Annotated in this window: 20 protein-coding genes; 5 read left to right on the top strand and 15 right to left on the bottom strand. The window is 27.8% G+C overall.

The window, feature by feature from the left end; genetic code table 11:
* Nucleotides 1-23: 23 nt before the first annotated feature.
* Complete coding sequence (gene leuS, locus VC03_RS01000; protein ID WP_046328269.1) at nucleotides 24-2,609, bottom strand: leucine--tRNA ligase; 2,586 nt, start codon at nucleotides 2,607-2,609, stop codon at nucleotides 24-26.
* Between the two features lie 188 nt (nucleotides 2,610-2,797).
* Here leuS and rpsO point away from each other — a divergent pair, with 188 nt between their 5' ends.
* From rpsO to VC03_RS00975, 5 genes are all read left to right on the top strand, one after another.
* A complete protein-coding gene (gene rpsO / locus VC03_RS00995; RefSeq protein WP_046328268.1) occupies nucleotides 2,798-3,055 on the top strand; it encodes a 30S ribosomal protein S15 in 258 nt (85 codons plus the stop codon).
* A 66-nt stretch (nucleotides 3,056-3,121) separates the two neighbouring features.
* Entirely contained in the window at nucleotides 3,122-4,489 is a 1,368-nt protein-coding gene (locus VC03_RS00990) for an MATE family efflux transporter (protein WP_046328267.1), read from the top strand.
* Nucleotides 4,470-4,907, top strand: coding sequence for a ribose 5-phosphate isomerase B (rpiB, locus tag VC03_RS00985; protein ID WP_046328266.1), 438 nt, complete (start codon nucleotides 4,470-4,472; stop codon nucleotides 4,905-4,907). Before VC03_RS00990 ends, rpiB begins: the two co-directional genes overlap by 20 nt.
* 1 nt (nucleotide 4,908) lies before the next feature.
* Complete coding sequence (locus tag VC03_RS00980; RefSeq protein WP_046328265.1) at nucleotides 4,909-5,250, top strand: histidine triad nucleotide-binding protein; 342 nt, start codon at nucleotides 4,909-4,911, stop codon at nucleotides 5,248-5,250.
* Nucleotides 5,231-6,028 carry a TrmH family RNA methyltransferase gene (locus tag VC03_RS00975; RefSeq protein ID WP_226869221.1) on the top strand — a complete coding sequence of 266 codons (798 nt, stop codon included), beginning with the start codon at nucleotides 5,231-5,233 and terminating at the stop codon, nucleotides 6,026-6,028. The genes VC03_RS00980 and VC03_RS00975 overlap by 20 nt, the downstream gene beginning before the upstream one ends.
* Before the next feature lie 17 nt (nucleotides 6,029-6,045).
* On the opposite strand, the gene VC03_RS00970 is transcribed toward VC03_RS00975, so the two are convergent.
* From VC03_RS00970 to VC03_RS00905, 14 genes are read right to left on the bottom strand one after another with little or no spacing between them, the layout of a single operon-like run.
* A complete protein-coding gene (locus tag VC03_RS00970) occupies nucleotides 6,046-6,798 on the bottom strand; it encodes a formate/nitrite transporter family protein (RefSeq protein ID WP_046328264.1) in 753 nt (250 codons plus the stop codon).
* 8 nt (nucleotides 6,799-6,806) lie between these two features.
* A complete protein-coding gene (locus VC03_RS00965; protein ID WP_046328263.1) occupies nucleotides 6,807-7,355 on the bottom strand; it encodes a DJ-1 family glyoxalase III in 549 nt (182 codons plus the stop codon).
* A 17-nt stretch (nucleotides 7,356-7,372) separates the two neighbouring features.
* Nucleotides 7,373-9,082, bottom strand: a complete 1,710-nt coding sequence (gene ptsP, locus VC03_RS00960; RefSeq protein ID WP_046328262.1) for a phosphoenolpyruvate--protein phosphotransferase — start codon at nucleotides 9,080-9,082, stop codon at nucleotides 7,373-7,375.
* 15 nt (nucleotides 9,083-9,097) lie between these two features.
* Nucleotides 9,098-9,748, bottom strand: a complete 651-nt coding sequence (locus VC03_RS06510) for an ankyrin repeat domain-containing protein (RefSeq protein ID WP_052727642.1) — start codon at nucleotides 9,746-9,748, stop codon at nucleotides 9,098-9,100.
* Nucleotides 9,745-10,467: a tRNA (guanosine(37)-N1)-methyltransferase TrmD gene (trmD, locus tag VC03_RS00950; RefSeq protein ID WP_046328261.1), complete on the bottom strand. Its 723-nt coding sequence runs from the start codon at nucleotides 10,465-10,467 to the stop codon at nucleotides 9,745-9,747. Before trmD ends, VC03_RS06510 begins: the two co-directional genes overlap by 4 nt.
* The gene (rimM, locus tag VC03_RS00945) at nucleotides 10,464-10,949 is read right to left on the bottom strand and encodes a ribosome maturation factor RimM (RefSeq protein WP_046328260.1); all 486 of its coding nucleotides are present in this window, start codon (nucleotides 10,947-10,949) and stop codon (nucleotides 10,464-10,466) included. The genes trmD and rimM overlap by 4 nt, the downstream gene beginning before the upstream one ends.
* Entirely contained in the window at nucleotides 10,942-11,568 is a 627-nt protein-coding gene (locus VC03_RS00940; protein WP_046328259.1) for a hypothetical protein, read from the bottom strand. Before VC03_RS00940 ends, rimM begins: the two co-directional genes overlap by 8 nt.
* Nucleotides 11,568-11,954 carry a PTS-dependent dihydroxyacetone kinase phosphotransferase subunit DhaM gene (locus tag VC03_RS00935; RefSeq protein ID WP_046328258.1) on the bottom strand — a complete coding sequence of 129 codons (387 nt, stop codon included), beginning with the start codon at nucleotides 11,952-11,954 and terminating at the stop codon, nucleotides 11,568-11,570. Before VC03_RS00935 ends, VC03_RS00940 begins: the two co-directional genes overlap by 1 nt.
* Nucleotides 11,954-12,517, bottom strand: coding sequence for an RNA methyltransferase (locus VC03_RS00930; RefSeq protein ID WP_046328257.1), 564 nt, complete (start codon nucleotides 12,515-12,517; stop codon nucleotides 11,954-11,956). The genes VC03_RS00935 and VC03_RS00930 overlap by 1 nt, the downstream gene beginning before the upstream one ends.
* A gap of 1 nt (nucleotide 12,518) precedes the next feature.
* Entirely contained in the window at nucleotides 12,519-14,225 is a 1,707-nt protein-coding gene (locus tag VC03_RS00925) for an NUDIX domain-containing protein (RefSeq protein ID WP_046328256.1), read from the bottom strand.
* Nucleotides 14,225-15,511, bottom strand: coding sequence for a transcription antitermination factor NusB (locus VC03_RS00920; protein ID WP_046328255.1), 1,287 nt, complete (start codon nucleotides 15,509-15,511; stop codon nucleotides 14,225-14,227). The genes VC03_RS00925 and VC03_RS00920 overlap by 1 nt, the downstream gene beginning before the upstream one ends.
* 11 nt (nucleotides 15,512-15,522) lie before the next feature.
* Complete coding sequence (locus VC03_RS00915; RefSeq protein ID WP_046328254.1) at nucleotides 15,523-16,389, bottom strand: alanine racemase; 867 nt, start codon at nucleotides 16,387-16,389, stop codon at nucleotides 15,523-15,525.
* Nucleotides 16,349-16,897 (bottom strand): hypothetical protein, encoded by a 549-nt coding sequence (locus VC03_RS00910; protein WP_046328253.1) that lies wholly within the window; start codon nucleotides 16,895-16,897, stop codon nucleotides 16,349-16,351. Before VC03_RS00910 ends, VC03_RS00915 begins: the two co-directional genes overlap by 41 nt.
* Complete coding sequence (locus VC03_RS00905) at nucleotides 16,863-18,659, bottom strand: tetratricopeptide repeat protein (protein WP_046328252.1); 1,797 nt, start codon at nucleotides 18,657-18,659, stop codon at nucleotides 16,863-16,865. Before VC03_RS00905 ends, VC03_RS00910 begins: the two co-directional genes overlap by 35 nt.
* Between the last annotated feature and the right edge of the window lie 5 nt (nucleotides 18,660-18,664).

Below are 18,664 nucleotides of genomic sequence, written 5' to 3'. Positions count from 1 at the left end.
CGGTAGCTCTTGCTACCGTTTATCTATCTTATTACTACATTAACTAACTTCTTAGGAACAACTATAACTTTAACAATAGTTTTACCTTCAATTAGTTGTGATATTTTTTCATTTTCTAGAGCTAATTTTTCTGCTTCTTCTTTTGAGATATTAGCACTAACTTGCATTTCTGATCTTAATTTTCCATTTACTTGTATTACCATAGTAATTTCTGAACTATGAGTTAATTTTTCAATATATTCTGGCCACTTTGCGTTATAAATATATCCTTTATTTCCTAGTTTTTCCCATAATTCTTCTGCTATATATGGTGTAAATGGTGAAATCATAAGTACCATAGAAACTACTGCTTCTTTAAATATCTTGTTTGATTCACTACTTTTTTCTGATTTGTCTAAAACATTTTGTTTATAACTAGAAATTTCATTTAACAATTCCATTGTTGCTGCTATCGCAGTATTAAAGTGGAAATTATCTTCCATACTTTCTGTTACTTTTTTTATAGTCTTATGAACTTTTCTTTGAAGATTTTCATCTTCTTTATTTCTTTTTTCTATATCTATATCATCATAGTCTTTTGATAATATTTCACCTGTTTCTTCAACAATATTGTATATTCTTGATATGAATCTATAGGCTCCCATAACACCATTCATGTTCCATTCTAATTCTTTTTCAGGTGGTGCTGCGAATAGTGTAAATAATCTTGCTGCATCTACTCCATATTCTTTTGTTAATTCTTCTGGATCTAGCCCATTATTCTTTGATTTTGACATCTTTTCCATCTTAACAACTAATTCTTCATTTGTGTCTTTAGCGTATGCCTTACCATTTTTTAATTCTACATCTTTTTCAAATAGGTACTTTCTTTCTTTACTTGAATAATATGAATTAGCTAAAACCATACCTTGAGTCAATAGTCTCTTAAATGGTTCATTTGTTGATAAATATCCTAAATCACAAAATACCTTATGGAAGAATCTTGCATAAAGCAAGTGCATTACAGCATGTTCAACTCCTCCTATATATTGTGACACTGGTGTCCATGAATTTGCATCATTTTTATCAAATGGTATATTAGGATTTTTAGGATCAAGATATCTTAAGTAATACCATGATGAATCAACAAAGGTATCCATAGTATCTGTTTCTCTTCTTCCTAATTTACCATTAGGTAATACCACATGTTTAAAGCTTTCTGATGTTGTTATAGGGTTACCCTTTATTTTAAAGTTAATATCTGTAGGTAACTCAACTGGTAAATTCTTTTCTTCCTCTAGATAAATATTACCTTCTTCATCATATATTACAGGTATAGGTGTTCCCCAATATCTTTGTCTACTTATTAACCAGTCATGAAGTCTGTAATTTACCTTCTTTTCACCCTTATTTAAACTAACTAACTTGTTTATTATACCCTCTTTAGCTTCAACATTTGATAGACCATTAAATTCTTCTGAATTTATCATTGTACCTTTTCCAGTATATGCACAACCATCTTTTTCATCTTCTCCCTTTATTACTTGTCTTATAGGCAAGTTATACTTCTTAGAAAATGCATAGTCTCTTTCATCGTGTGCTGGCACTGCCATAACAGCTCCTGTACCATAATCCATTAGTACATAGTTTCCTATATACAAAGGCACTTTTTCATTATTTACTGGATTAACTACAAATAGACCTGTATCAACACCTGTTTTTTCCTTATCTGCAGCTTCTCTTGAGATTTTATCTTCATTTATCATACTATCTATTTGTTCTTTTAATTCTGGCTTTTCTTTTAAAACTACCTTTTCAACTATTTCATGTTCTGGAGCTAATACTACATAAGTTACTCCATACAATGTATCTACTCTAGTTGTAAATACAGTTATAGGGATATTTTCACCATTGTAGTTTAAATTAAATTCTACACTAGTCCCTTCAGATCTACCTATCCAATTCTTTTGCATAGCTAATACTTGTTCAGGCCAACCTTCTCTTAATTCTTCATGACCATCTAGTAACTCTTGTGCATATTTAGTTATTTTAAAATACCATTGTGATAATTCTTTTTGTATAACATCTGTTTTACCATGACGCCAACATTTTCCTTGTTCTACTTGTTCATTTGCTAAAACTGTATTACAGTCTGGACACCAGTTTACATATGATTTTTTCTTGTAAACTAGACCTTTTTTATACATTTCTATGAAAAATTTTTGGTTAAATTTATAGTATTCTTTCTTGTAGGTTGCAATTTCTCTATCCCAATCATAAGATATACCCATTAACTTTAATTGTCTTTTCATGTTTTCAATATTTTTAGCTGTCCATTCTTCAGGCATAGCTCCATGATCTATTGCAGCATTTTCAGCAGGTAGCCCAAATGAATCCCAACCAAATGGGTGTAATACATTAAATCCTTTCATTTTTTTGTATCTAGCTATTGCATCTCCTAATGTATAATTACGAAGATGTCCTGCATGTAATTTACCTGATGGATAAGCAAACATTTCAAGTAGATAATAGTTTGGTTTACCATCTACATAGTTTGAAGATTTGAAAACTGAATCTTCTTCCCATTTTTTGCTCCATTTTTTTTCTATTTCGCTTGGTGAATATTCCATAAATATACTCCTTATTCGTTAAAATTATTATTTCATTATACAACTTTTATATCTTTTTTTCTAGTCTCTTCCATCAATATTTTAATTTGACAAATAGCGTTTTTTATGTTAAAGTAAATATGAATTTTTTCTCAGAATATATTTTGCCAGATATATTCTTAGATTAGATAATAAAGGAGGAAACGGCAATGAAATCAACACAAGAATTAATTAAAGAATTCGGTAAAAATGAAAAGGATACAGGTTCATCAGAAGTTCAAATAGCAATTTTAACTGAAAAGATAAATCACTTGACTGCTCATTTAAAGAACCATCCTAAAGATGTTCACTCAAGAGTTGGACTATTAAAAATGGTTGGTAAGAGAAGAAGAATGTTAACTTACATCAAGAACACAAGACTTGATGATTACAGAACTCTTATCGAAAGATTAGGATTAAGAAAGTAAAAATATATTAGAGCAACACAGTGTGTTGTTCTTTTTTTTCAATAATTATTTAGAAAAGGGGAAAATATGCGTAAAAAAGTCGATATACTTACTGGTAATATATCTACAAATTTATTTAAATTAGCACTACCAATAGTTCTAACATCATTAATTTCAATCTTATACAACTTGACTGATATCAAGTTTATAAGTGCATATATAGGCGATAGTGCTGTAGCGGCTGCTGCTGCTGCAACATTTTTCTTAGTTTTAGGTTTTGCCTTTTTATTAGTCCCCAAAAATGGTGCACAAATCTTAGTTGCACAAAGTATAGGTGCTAAACTTTACAGAAATGCTAGAGCATATGCAAGAATATCTATTATTATCACAATAATATTTTCAGCATTTTGTATGACAATAGGTTTAGTTTTCTCTGATGGTTTAATACATTTAGTTGGTATATCAAATCCAAACATATTAAATTTAGCTAAAACTTTTTTGAGATATTGTTGTTTAGGCTTACCATTTCTATTTCTTTCTAATACTATTTCTGCTATAATAAGTGCAGATGGTGATACATTTGGACCTTTTGTATTTAATTCATTAGGTGTAGTAATTAATATATTTTTAGATTACTTCTTTTTAGCCTTTTTGAATCTTGGTATAAAGGGAGCTGCTATTGCAACAGTTATGTCACAAATAATATCATTTGTTCTACTAACAATCTACTTTTTATCACCAAAATCAAAATTTAGAAAAATGAAACTTTTTAAGCTTGATTCTTTAAATATGTATATAAAGTTATTTAAAATAGGACTGCCTGGTGGTATTAGCCAAGCTCTATTTACTATTATCGCCATAGTACTAGCAAATATTATAGCAAGATACGATGAAGAAGTACTTGCTGTACAAAGATTAGGAGTACAGTTTGAATCTTTCTCATGGAATATTTCTGGTGGTTTTTCTAGTGCGGTTGCAACATACATAGCACAAAATTATGGTGCAAAACAATACGATAGGATAAAGAAAGTATACTATATCTCTCTTAAAGGTATTTCTATATTTTCTGTGTTTATAACCTTCGTATTTATTGTTTTTGCAGAACCTCTATATCGTGCATTTTTGCATGATGAACGTTTGATACACCATGGTATAAACTACCTAACTATTGTAGGACTTGCACAAATACTTCAAAGCGTTGAAATTATTACAAACGGAGCATTTAATGGTATAGGTCGTATAAATGAACCTACTATTATAGGGGTAGTAGGAACAGCTTCTAGAATACCTTTAGCATATTTCCTTGCTCCAATATTTGGAATAACTGCTATTTGGTGGGTTATCTGTGGTACTATGGTAGTTAAAGGAATTGTAAGTTTTGTTTTATTTATATTTTTATGGAATAGATTTTTATTATCAAAGGAGAAGAAAAAATATGAAAATAGCAATAGGTAACGATCATGCTGCTACTGATTACAAAAATGAAATTGTTAAATTTTTAGAAAAAGAAGGTCATGAAGTAATTAATCTAGGTACAGACTCACATGAATCAGTTGATTATCCAGTTTTTGCAAAAAAAGTATGTAATGTTGTTGTAGAAAAAGAAGCTGATTTTGGTATTTTACTTTGTGGTACTGGTATAGGTGTATCCATTGCTGCAAATAAGGTTGAAGGCATAAGAGCTGCACTATTATACAATGAATATTCTGCAAGATTAACAAAACAACATAACAACGCTAATGTTATAGCATTTGGTGCAAGAGTTATGGGGATAGATTTAATCTTGTCTTGTATAAAAGCATATATGGAAAGTGAATATGAAGGTGGAAGACACCAAAGAAGAATTGATATGTTAGAAAGTTGTGGGTGTTAATATGAAAACAATATTTAGTAAAATAATAAACAAAGAAATTAAAGCTGACATAGTATATGAAGATGACGATATAATAGCATTTAAAGACATTTATCCTGCTGCACCTATACATATACTATTTGTCCCTAAAAAAGAAATTCAAAACTTAGCTTACGCTACTGAAGATGATCTTATCCTATTAGGTAAAATTCAACTTGCTATCGCTAAAGTTGCAAGAGATTTAGGTATAGACAAAGAAGGTTATAGAGTAGTTTCAAATATAGGTGATTTTGGTGGACAAACTGTTCAACAAATGCACTATCATTTATTAGGTGGTAAAAAACTTGGAACAAAAATGGACTAATATAGAATTTTTAGAAAGTAAAGAAAACAAGCGATATAAACTCTTAAAAAAATTAAATAAAAAAAAGTATAGAGATATAAACAACATATTCATAGCTGAAGGAGAAAAATTTATTGATGAAATAGAAAACTTCTCTCACTGTGTAATCAAAAAAAGTAATTTTGAATATTTTGACACTAACTATGATTTAAAAAGATTTAAAAAAATAACAGTTCTTGCTGATAACCTTTTTAATGAATTGTCAACTCAGGAAAATAGTCAAGGAATAATATTTATTCATTCTAAAAATACATATAACCTCAATAATATCAAAGGAGATATTGTAATATTAGATGACGTTCAAGATCCAGGTAATGTTGGTACAATAATCCGTACTCTAGTGGCTCTAAATTACTCTAATTTGATACTTACTAATGGTAGCTGTGATGTATATACCCCAAAGGCTGTAAGAGCATCTATGGGCAGTATTTTTAAGTTAAATATTATCTATGCAAGTTATGAAGAAATAATTAACTTTCTAAAAGAAAACAACTATACAAGCTTTGCTACCAATTTAGCAAGCAATTCTATTGTATATACTGATTGTAAATTAAAAACTAATAAAAACGCATACATATTCGGTAATGAGGGCGGTGGTGTATCTAAAACCTTAATAGATAATTCAGACTACTCTGTCATCATTCCAATATCTGACAAAGTTAATTCACTAAATGTTAGTGTTGCAACTGCTGTATTTTTGTATAAGATGCGTGAAATAGAAAAAGTTTCGGGCTTTTAATTCCGAAACTTTTTTTTTTACTTATTTGCATACCATAAGCCCATTGTAACTAATATCCCACCACCTATGAAATTACCTATTGTAACACATAAGAAATTGTATAATATTGCTGGTATTGTGACACCCTCAAATCCATACATGTATGATAAAGGCAGATACAACATATTTGCTACAACGTGACTATATCCTAGTAAAATAAACAACATAATAGGAAACCAAATACCAAAAATCTTAGAAATTCCATCCTTTGCTATGTATCCTAAAAGTGATGCTGTACAAACTAAAATGTTACACATTATACCTTTTAAAACCATATCTAGTGCACTTGTTGTCACTTTATGATGTGCATATACTTGTAATACCTTAACTGAGTTCTCATTAAATGTCCCAGTCTTGTATGTAATACCTGCTATAATTATTCCACCTACTAAATTAAATATCCAAACTATAGCTAATATTTTAAACATTTTGCTTAATTTCATTTTCTTTTCTAACACTGCTATTGTCATCATACAATTACTTGTAAAAAGCTCAAATTTTAATAGAATTATCGCTATAAGTCCTACTGGAAATACGCAAGCTCCTAAAAATTTAGCTAAGTTTACATTAGTAAAAAATATATCTGAACTAACAAAAATATTTCCTACTGCTCCTAGGGCTATAAACGCACCTGATAGCATTGCAAGTATTGCTAACTGTAATAAAGTTTTTTCTTCTCTATGATGACCTGCTTCTATTACATAATCTAATAATTCCGATATTGTTTTCATATCATCTCCTAATATACTATTGCTTTTTCAACTTTTTCTCTTGTTTCTTTTCCTTCTAACATTTCTACAAGTTTTAAACCAAAATCAATTGATGCTGCAGCTGCCCTACCTGTTATTACATTATCAGATACAACAACTTGTTCATTAACTAATTTAGCGTTATTTTCAACCAATACATGTTGGAAACTAGGGAAAGATATTGCATTTCTTCCTTCTAATATTCCTAAGTTAGCTAATACACTAGGTCCTGCACATATAGCTGAAACCATTTTCTTGTTATTATAATTTGCTTTTACCTTATCTAGCAAGTCTTGATGATCATAATAATTCTTTGTTCCTGGTCCTCCTGGTAAAATTACTAAATCATATGTAGATAAATCTACATCTTTTAACTTCTTATCTACCTTTATTTCAATGTTTATTGCACTTTTTACATAGTCCTTGTTTTCAACTGATATTACATCTACATAAATTCCTGCTCTTCTTAACATATCTAAAGGAGCCATTGCTTCAACTATTTCAAAATCACTAACTAGTGTTAATGCTACTTTTTTCATATATATCCTTCTTTCTATTATCTAAGAGAATCTATAACTTCTTCAGGAGTATTCATACTTAATATTACATCTCTATATTTCTTAGCATCTTCATATTTTGTATCTCTAATTTTCTTTTTAACTCCTAGTATAGAACTTGCACTCATAGAGAATGAGTCTAATCCCATACCTAAAAGTATTTCTGTTGCCTTCTTATTACCAGCAAATTCTCCACACATACTTACTGATATTCCTCTATCATGTCCTGCATCTATTACTCTTTGTATTGCTTCTAATACTGCTGGGTTAAATGCACTGTATAGTCCTGAAACTTTTTCATTTCCTCTATCTACTGCTAAGAAATATTGTGTTAAGTCATTAGTTCCTATTGAGAAGAAGTCTACTTCTTTTGCAAACTTATACGCTATCATAGCTGTTGAAGGTGTTTCAACCATTATACCTACTTGTATATTAGTATCATATACCTTACCTTCTTTATCTAATTCTTCCATATATTCTTTTAGTATTTCATTTGATTTTCTAATTTCATTTATTGAGCAAACCATAGGATACATTATCTTTATCTTTCCATATGCACTTGCACGTAATATTGCTCTTAATTGTGTCTTGAACATATCTTTATGTGTTAATGATATTCTTATTGCTCTATATCCTAAGAATGGGTTCATTTCTTTTGGTAAATCAAGATATGGTAATTCCTTATCTCCACCTATATCCATAGTTCTTATAGTCACAGGTTTTCCTTTTAATTTTTGTGCAACAATCTTATATGCTTCATATTGTTCTTCTTCTGTTGGCATATGGTCAGAATTCATGAATAAAAACTCTGTTCTATATAGTCCTACACCTTCTCCACCAGCTGCTATTACAGCATCTACATCTTCTGGTTTACCTATGTTACCCCAAACATTAACTGTTCTTTCACCACAAGCAGTTGTTGCAGGTAAATCTTTAAGTTTCTTTAATTCTTCTTTTTCTTTTAAGAAATTAACCTTCTTTTGCTTGTATGCTTCTATTACTTCTTCAGTAGGTGATAGATATATTATACCTTTTTCACCATCTAATACTAAGTATTCACCATCTTTTACAGTTTGTATGATATTTTTTACACCTACAATTGCTGGTATTTCAAGTGATCTTGCCATAATAGCTGAGTGAGCTGTTTTACCACCAAATTCAGTAATAAAGGCTACACAATGTTCTAAGTCTAATTGTGCTGTATCTGATGGTGTTAAATCATCAGTTACTACAATAGTATCTGGTTCTAAGATAGATAAGTCCTTTATCTTAATACCTAAAGTATTTTTTATCCATCTTTTAGCAATATCACGTAAGTCTGATACTCTTTCTCTTAAGTATGCGTCATCTAATTGTGATAAAATATTACAAGTTTCTTCTACACCTTCATTTATCGCATAGGCTGCACTCATACCTTCTTTAGTTACTCTTTCTTTTATACCATCTTGTAGATCTTCATCTTCCAATAATTCTATGTGTGCATCAAAGATAGCTGCTTTGTCTTCACCAAGTTTTTCTCTTACTCTTTCCCTAATTGCCAATAATTGTGATTTGGTCTTAGTTACACCATCATTTAACTTCACTAATTCTGCTTCAGCTGATAAACTTGATTTTTTCATTGATTCTAAATCAATTTTATCTTCAATGTAAATAAGTGCTTTACCTAATGATATACCCTCAGAAGCACCAATACCTGTTAATCTTATCATGTTATGTATCTCCTCCTATTTTAATTTGCCTAATTCATAATCTCTTAATATTTTTACCATCGTACCTTTTCCATGTCTTGTTGCAAGATCATACACATCGTAACCATTTTTATCTTTTTTGCGAATAATAGCCCCATGTCTTAGTAGAAGTAATAATATATCTTTATTTTCTTGTAATACAGCCTCTTCTATAGGCAACCAACCATCTGTATTACTTCCCTTGTTGATTAATTCTTTTCTATTTTCTATCAAAAATTTAGCAACATCATTTGAACCGTAAAAAATTGCAGTTACTAATAAAGTTTTACCTAATATTGGATGTAATGCCTCAAGATTAGCACCTTTTTTTATTATTTCCTTCAACATATCTACATTATTATACATTGCACATATTAAAACAGGTGTGAATCCTTTTTTATCCACTACATTTACATCTAGTTCTACCTTATTTTCCTCTTTTTCACTTGGTATGTTATATGACGCCTTATTAACATTTGCTTTGGGACTTAATAAAGCTTCAGCATATACGTTATTTTTTGTTTTTATGGCAGAAAATAGCCTTGAAATTGTTTTTTCTCTTTCTAATCCCCTTTTATACTCTTCAATATATCCTCTTGAAAAAGTAAATGTAGAAAATATAGCAAACAATAGAAATATTTTTTTCATAATAAATCCTCTATCATCTTTCTAAAATCTTCATCTTCTTCTAGCTTTTTTGCTATTAAGTCTGGTCTATTTTTTATAGTCTTCTTAACACTTTCTTTAAAGCGAAACTCTCTAATTCTTTTATGATCTCCACTTAGTAGTACCTCTGGTACTTTATGTCTACCTAAATTACTAGGTTTTGTATATTGTGGATAACCCAAAAGTCCGTTATAGAAAGAATCTGTTTCATATGATTCTTTTGTTATTACACCATCTTTTTGTCTAGTAATTGCATCTATTAAACATAAGGCTGGTAAATCACCACTAGTTAGTACAAAGTCACCTATACTAATTTCTTCATCAACATATCTATCTATGACCCTTTGATCAAGGCCCTCATATCTACCTGAAATTATTACAAGATCCTCTTTTTCTTTTAATTTATCAATTCTTTCTTGATTCAATTTATTACCTTGTGGTGTAACGAAGACTACATATGGTTTTCTATTTTCTTCTTTTAAACTAAAGAAGTATTTAAAGAATGGTTCTGGTTTTAATAGCATACCTGCTCCACCACCAAAGGGTGTATCGTCTACTTGATGATATGAATTTGTTGAATAATCTCGTATATTCACAATATCATATTCAACCAAATCATTATTAACTGCTCTATCTAAAATGGTTTGACTTAAATACATATCGAATAATTCTTTAAACAAAGTTAATACAGTTATTTTCATAGCATACCTTCTATCAATTCTACTTGTATTTCTTCTCTTTCATCATCAATTTCTTTCACAAATACGTCTATAAAAGGGATTAGTATTTCTTTTTCACCTTTTACAACCAGTATATCTTGTGCCTTGTTTTCCATCACATCTACTACTTGTCCTATACTTTTATTAAAGTTTAAGACCTTATAGCCTATAATAGATTTTTCTTCTTCATATTCTGGTACTAAATCTTTTCTAATGCTAATATCAGCATCGATTATTTCCTTAGCATCATCTATACCATTTATTTCATTAAAAGAGATTATAGCCCTTTTTCCATTAAAACCTTCTACCTTTTTTACAAAAAGTATTTTAATATTATCATTTTTAGAAGCTATTACTCTTTTGCCTACTATATCTTCCAAAATTGGAAAACTAGTGCTTATTTTTACAGCTCCCATTAGCTTATGTGTTGTTGTTATATGTCCAACATAATATACATCACTCACTCATACCACCCTTAATTATATCATTTTGTTCAAAATTTTTGTATAGTAAATATGAACTAATTGAAAAAATTATTGAATTAAAATAGTTCAAAATCAATGCATGTTTATGAACATACGCCAATATTTCATCACTATTCGCAAAACTAACTGAATAATATTGTGCCTTTAGTATTAAAATTACTGAAAACACAACTGAAAAGACTAAAATATTTATTATATAGTCAAAAAGTAGTCTAAATATATTGTTTTTTATAAGTTTCACAGACAGAAATACCTTGTCACTAATTTTTAATCCCAATAAAAGTATCATTAGTGCTACAGGCAAAAATACATATGACAATATTGGTATTCTTATCAGAACAAAAAGTAGTACATATGAAATTAATATATTTTTTACCTTTATTTTCTTTTTAAACAATGCAAAATTCAATATTAAATATATTACTAAATATATTAACGGTAAAAATATTAGTGATAAAATAGGAATTTTTTTTACTACTATAGCATATGGATAAAGTATCACAAGACTTGGAATTAAAAATATTAACGCCAAAATATATGTTAAGTATATGTTGGTTATAACTCCCATTTTTTTACCAATAATTTTATCTTTTATCATTATTTAACCTTTCTGAATTCTTTACTATCTTCTGCAATTTTCTTTAAAGTCTTTAAATCTATTGTTTCATCATTACCTGCAACAGCTGAAATTGCCCCTTCTATCATAGGTGCATCAGCTATTTCGACTTTTATCTTACCTTCTAGTAATTTCTTTGCATGAATTGCACAGTCTATTGAACTTCCTAGATCAAGTATTACTAAAACACCTTCTCCTTTATCTGCTTTTTTAATAGCTTCAACTACATATTCAGTAGTTGTACCAAATTGTATATTCTTATCTGACCCATTTACTATTTCAAAATCACTAGTTTTAAATACATTTAAAAAATCTATTAAATCGTCACCTATATTACTACAGTGACTTATTATTACTATTCCTACCATTAATCTTCCCCCAATAATCTATCTAATATTATACTAACTGCTGCTCTTACTGATAAGTGATTATACTTTGTTTTACCCCTTATAGGTTCTATTATCTTATACGACATAGACATTACCTCATCTGTTAATCCAAATCCAGTACCAAATAAGAGTAATACAGGATCTTCCATTGTGAATAAAAGCTTACTCATATCAGCAAATGTTATACTATTATCATGTATTTTTGCAGATGTTGTAACTATCTTTGGTTTCTTACCTGTTAGTTTTTCTATACTATCCATTGCTTCTTGTATACTAGAAACTACTCTTGTATTTTCGAATGCTTCATTTCTGTCCTTATTAAATCCTATTCCATCACCTTCTTGCCAATAACCCATTATTCTCTTAGTTAATTCTATCTGAGATTTTACAGGTGTTATGATAAAATACTTGTTAATGTCATAGGTTCTACTTGTTCTTGAAATATCATGTATATCAAAATTTGTTACAGATGTTGCAACAATCTCTTTATTTTTGTTGTATACTGGGTAATGAACTAACCCAACAAATATATTTTCTCTCATACTAGTATAAATATATCATTGCTTCTTTAAGTATATTTCTTTGACCTAAAAACGTTAATGCTTCTTTTGCTTGCTTATATGTTAACCACTGTGCTTTTGATAACTCATGTTCATCTATTTTAATATCTGCACTTAATGCTTCTGCCATGAACAATGTAACTTCCTTATATATATTAGGATATATTACATACTTTAACGTCCTTCTAAAAGCCTTAGAATTTCTTATAGCAATATCTATATTTGTTTCCTCCTTTGTTTCTCTTATAGCAGTTTGTTCTTCACATTCATCTGATTCCATATGACCTTTGGCAAATCCAAAACTTCCGCCATTACTTCCTCTGATTATTAAAAACATATATTTTCCATTAATTTTCTTATACACAATAGCTCCAGCACTTTTCTCATACTTAAGTTGTGCATTATTTAAATATTTTTTTGTAATATAGCTTAGTAGTTCAAATTTAGAATTAGGTAAATCTCCATTTAAAACTTTACTAAATACATCCATTTTTATTCCTAGAATCTTTTTTCCTTCTATGCCTAAATTAAATAAATCAACATTATCTAAATCAAGGCTTGATAAAAATACTGGTTCTTGTGCCATATACAATATTTGTATGTTGTATAAAAGTTTTTGTATGTCTTTTATATTTAAATCAAATAAGATCATTATTAGATTAAATAACTTACATACATTTTGATTATTTACAAGGTCTAATAACATACGTTTTAACATAATTAAACTCGGCTTTTTATTGACCAAATTATGATAATATATTAGGTTTTTTACTATACTTTTCTTTGATACATTTAATGTAAATTTTGTTCTAAATTTTTCATACTGCTCTATACTATCATTTTCATAGAGCCTTTCTGTATGAATGTTCTTCTTACCTGAAAAAGAAAATATTAGAGCATAACTCATGTCTATATCAATTTCTCTATAGCTTTCTTGCATTTTTTTATACTTCTTACAAATCTCTAGAAACAATATATTATCAAATGTATTTTTATTGAAAATGTCTATAAAATGTCTTAATACATTTAAGTTAAACATAGCTTCTATCGCTTTATATGCATATCTTCCTAGTAAAATCTTATTAAATTCAGATATTAATCGCTCCTTTGAAAATGAAGAAAAAAGACTTGTATCCTTTGCCATGTTTTTTATAACTAGCATTGTATTTTCTTCAAGTTCAAAACCTAAGTGTGACATAAATCTAAATGCTCTCAATATTCTTAGTCTATCTTCACTAAACCTTATACTTGCATCACCTATACTTCTTATCAATCTATTCTCTAAATCATAACTACCATTTTGAGTATCGATTAATTCTTTGTTATAGTAAAAAGCATTTATTGTAAAATCACGTCTTACTGAATCTTTATTTATATCATCAATAAATTTAATGTATTGGGGATTTCTTCCATCAGATATACCTATATCTTCTCTTAATCTTGCAATCTCATATTTTTTATCTTTTAATTTTATGGTAATAATTTGATATTTATCATTTGATAAAACTGGATTATATCCTCTTAAAGCTTCTATAATATCAATTTTATCTAAGTTTGTTACTATATCTATATCACTACTTTTTATACCAAGCAATGTATCTCTTACATAACCACCAACTATATATGCACTGCCTTTTTCATTTAGTTTGTATAAGATATCTCGTGTATCATCGTCTATTAAAACTTCCATTAATCTTCATTTTTCTTTCTTAATTTTATGATGTAAAAATTATCTAAATACTTATTTTTATAGCTTAAATATATACCCCCTATTTCGTCTTTTATATACTCTATACCTTCTGGAACTTTAGGTTCTATAACCTCTAAGTTAGGGTATTTTTCTAATATATATTTAATGTTATTTGTATTTTCATTTTTAGTTATAGTACAAGTACTATATACTAATTCTCCACCTTTTTTTAAAAATCTAAGATTATTTTCTATTATTTTCTTTTGCAACTTCTTTAATGCTTTAATATCAGATAAGCTTAAACTATATATCTTCTCTGGCTTTCTTTTTATTACACCTAAACCTGAACAAGGAACATCTAGTAATATCTTATCAAAGTATTCTAAAGGATAGTCCTCTTCATTAGTTGCATCTTTTTTCTCTACTATCATATTAGAAAAGTTATATCTCTTTTTTAGACCTTCCAAAATTTCTATCTTATGATTGTATATATCTTGTGCGTATACAACTTTAGGATTGAATAAACTTAATATACCAAGTGTTTTACCACCAGGACTACTACATGCATCTAAGACTGTATCTCCATCTTTTACATCTATATTTTTGCATACTATATATGAGGCCCCGTCTTGTATAAAATATGTATTTTCTTCTAGCTTTTCTAATACCTTACCATTTTTTAAATAGAATACATCTTCTAATCTGTATACCACATCGTTTTTAATAAGGTTATAAAATTTATCTATATCAATGGCTTTTCTATTAACTCTTATAGATAGATAAGATCTATTTTTTAAATTTTCCATAATATTGATGTAGTCATCTGGAAAATCTATTTTTATCTTTTCTTCTAACCACTTAGGATATGAATATTTTATATGAAATAACTTCTCATCATCAATTTTCTTATTAATCTTATCAATATTAGAAACTATCTTATTTAAAACTGAATTTACAAATTTAGCCTGATGTATGCTCTCTTTTTTTGCTATCTCATTTGCTTCGTATATGATACCTTTTGAATCTTTAGAAGAAAAGGCAATCTGTGCAACAGATAGTCTTAAAAGATGCTTTATTTTTCTTTTACTTACATTACTAGCATATTGGTTTATAACATAGTCTATGTATATGAGATTTTTTAAAACATCAGTTATAATATTTTTTACAAAAGATTTTTGCTCATATGTATAATTCTTTATTGTAAAATAGTAATTTAATTCTATATTACTAAATTTATTTTTAAATATTATAGAATCTAAAATATTCACTATATCTTCTTTTATCATTTATCCTCTTTCTATATTAATGTTCTTTTTATATATGGTGACAAACTTGCAAGTTGTTTTTCTGAATCTATGTCTATATATACATAATCACCTATGTCTTCTGTAATAGGCATATACATCATATCCATACAAGCATTTTGTATATTTATGTCCTTATACCCCAATTCTAATATAGCTATATCCATATCTTTTTTAGCTATATTCTTACTTCCATAAAAAATATATTCACCTTTTTTTATACTTCTTTTTTGCAAAACTTTAACTTTTAAAACACTTGCCTTTAAAAAGCCTTCATTAAATCCGTAAAGTCCCATTCCTATACGACAATAATCATATTTGTTCGGGTATAATAGCATTGCTTCTGTTGAAAAAAGATGTTTTTTTACGTTGGTATAATTTTTACAAATTTCATCAAATCTATTCACTTGATCCATTACTCTTTTCTTATTAAACGCATCAGATATATGTGAATAAACACTTAATATATTAGGATAATCAACATACTCATCAAATCCTAATCTATTAAGTCCTGTATTAAATGAAACGTGTACTCTAAGTCCCCTGTATTTTTCCATTTGTTTTTGGGAAAATAGAGTTGGCTCAAAATTATATGTCTTCACTAAATCTATATCTTTTTTATCAACATCTCCTAGTATCAACACCCTACATTCACTGTCTATTTTTCTTACTCTCATAGCTTCTTCTATATTGCTAACTGCAAAAAAATCTTCATTTTGCTCTTTTAATATACTTACAATATTTTCTATACCTAAGCCATAAGCATTTGCCTTTAAAACGTATATATTATTAGGTGAATATTCTTTTAATTTATTTAAATTACTTATTATTCTCTTTTTTCTTATTAATAATTCTGCCATATCTTTCTAGTCCATAATTTAATAATATTGCTATAATCGCTAATACTGCTTCATACTTTACAAATATTTCCCAAACATTTAAATATGAAACAAAGAAGAATAAAACTGATAACGTTCTATATTTCTTTTTTGTAAATGCTTCATTAACAAGATATAGACTAATAAGCACATATGTTATTTTTGAAAATATAACAATATATCTAAAAGTGTCACTAATGTAAACCATATCACTTATATATGATGATGCATTTATAATAGTTGATATTATATTTGCATATACTAATATAACTAAATAGATATATTTATACTTTTTTTCAATATTAAGTTCATTTAATATGTTGTTAAAATATAAGTAACTTACTACTGTTAAAAGCAAACCTCCTACTGTTATATATATATTACCTACAGGTTTTTCTATGTAATAATATTTTAAAAATAGGAGTATCAAAAAGAATATTAAAATTAATATATTATTAATTTTCTTCATTTGTTTCAATATTGTTTTCATCTTTATTTTCTCCATAAACAAGATTAAATTGTTTAACTATTTCTTCTTTATAAGTTCCCTTGGCTATTTCATTATAAATTATTTGTTTGTATTTTTCTTTTACTTCTGGTAAGACTTTTGATTGTTTATATATAAGAGATAGTGCCATGCTTATCTTATTTTCAGTACAATAATTCAAGCAATACTTCAACACTCTATCTGTTTCATATATTCTATATTCATTATATTTATTTACATTTAATACAATGTCAATATAATCTGTATAATATTCCATAAATCTCTTATCAGTTATTTCAACACTTTCACCATTTGTTTCAGATAATACCTTAAGTGTTGTATTAAAGAATTTACTTATAACTTGGTTGTAAACCTCACTACTTGTCTTTATAATAAATCTATCAACCTTTTGTTTTTCATTTAAGTCGTAAGTAAAAATTTTAAACTCAAATGTACCATTTTCATCTAAGACTTTTACTTGTCCTGTTAATACCATGTCAAGTTTAGGGTTGCTTTCCTTTATTTTCGCAAAATATTCATCAGAATATGGTTTTCTACACACATATGTACCTAAATCATCATACATAAATAAAGCCATATTTCTTAAATTAGTTAAAAGACTTATTCTTTCATTTAAGAATATATGTATATTTTTAGAAAAATCTTTAACCTTTTCTGGAACTCTTATACTCGAATTTAATTCAAATGGTAGTAATAAAACACTCTTACCTGTTCTATTTACTTGTGTTGTTTTAAATAAAAGTGTATTTAATGGTCCTTTTATTCCTATACTTTTTAGTTTACCCCAACCTTTTTCATTTATCATGCTATCATACTTAGATGGGTTTTCTATTTTTAATTTTTTCTTTAAAAATTGCTTTTCGTAATCTGCAAAAAATTCATTTTGTATATTATTTAAATATAGCTTGTGTAATAATTCTAATCCCTTATCACATTGGTTGTCTTTAAAGTAGAAATTAAGCACTGCTTGGTGCAAATTAATATTATCTGAATTAACATCATATTTTGGAATAATGTAGTTTTCAAATTCAGTATATCTCTTATTTGATAAAAGTATATTTGCTACTTTCAAAATATGCTTATCGCTAGTATGTAAATCTAAACTCTTCAATAAATTCTTTATACCTTCGTCTAAATTACCTCTATCATATTCTACTTTTGCTAATTCCATATAAAGATACCATGACTTAGAATTTTGTGCTAAATTACTCAACCATTCATAGTAGAAGTCGTCTCCTTGACCTTTCATATAGTCTTTTAATTTATCTATAGCCTTTATGTAGTTATTATTATTTGTAAATGACATAAATAAGTTTTTTTCCATTGACTTATAATCTCTATTTTTTTCTTGTGCTATAGCTAAATCATAATACATTGCATAATTAAATGGATATCCTGCATTTAAGTATGTTTCATATACTTCTACTGCTTCTTTATACATATTGTTATTCATATAGCATTGAAAAATTAAATCAACACATCTTTGATTGCTCTTATTCTCATTGTATAATTTCATACAATATTCAACAACATCAAGTGATAATCCATATCCTATAGCTGTTTCTAAAATATCACATTCTTTTGTAATATTATTCTTATTCTCATCTAATTTTTCTTTCATTCTTTTTAGCCATATTTTTTTATCTACACTTACTTTTTTCCCTTTATCATCGATTATGTCTATATATTCTTTTTGTTCGTCATCCTTATCACTACTCTTTTTAAAGAAAATATCCCAAAACATAAGCT

Source organism: Sneathia vaginalis, from assembly GCF_000973085.1.
In the GTDB taxonomy this organism is placed as follows: Bacteria; Fusobacteriota; Fusobacteriia; order Fusobacteriales; family Leptotrichiaceae; genus Sneathia; species Sneathia vaginalis.
Note: the sequence above shows the minus strand (reverse complement) of the source record. Positions and strands in the feature narration are given on the sequence as shown.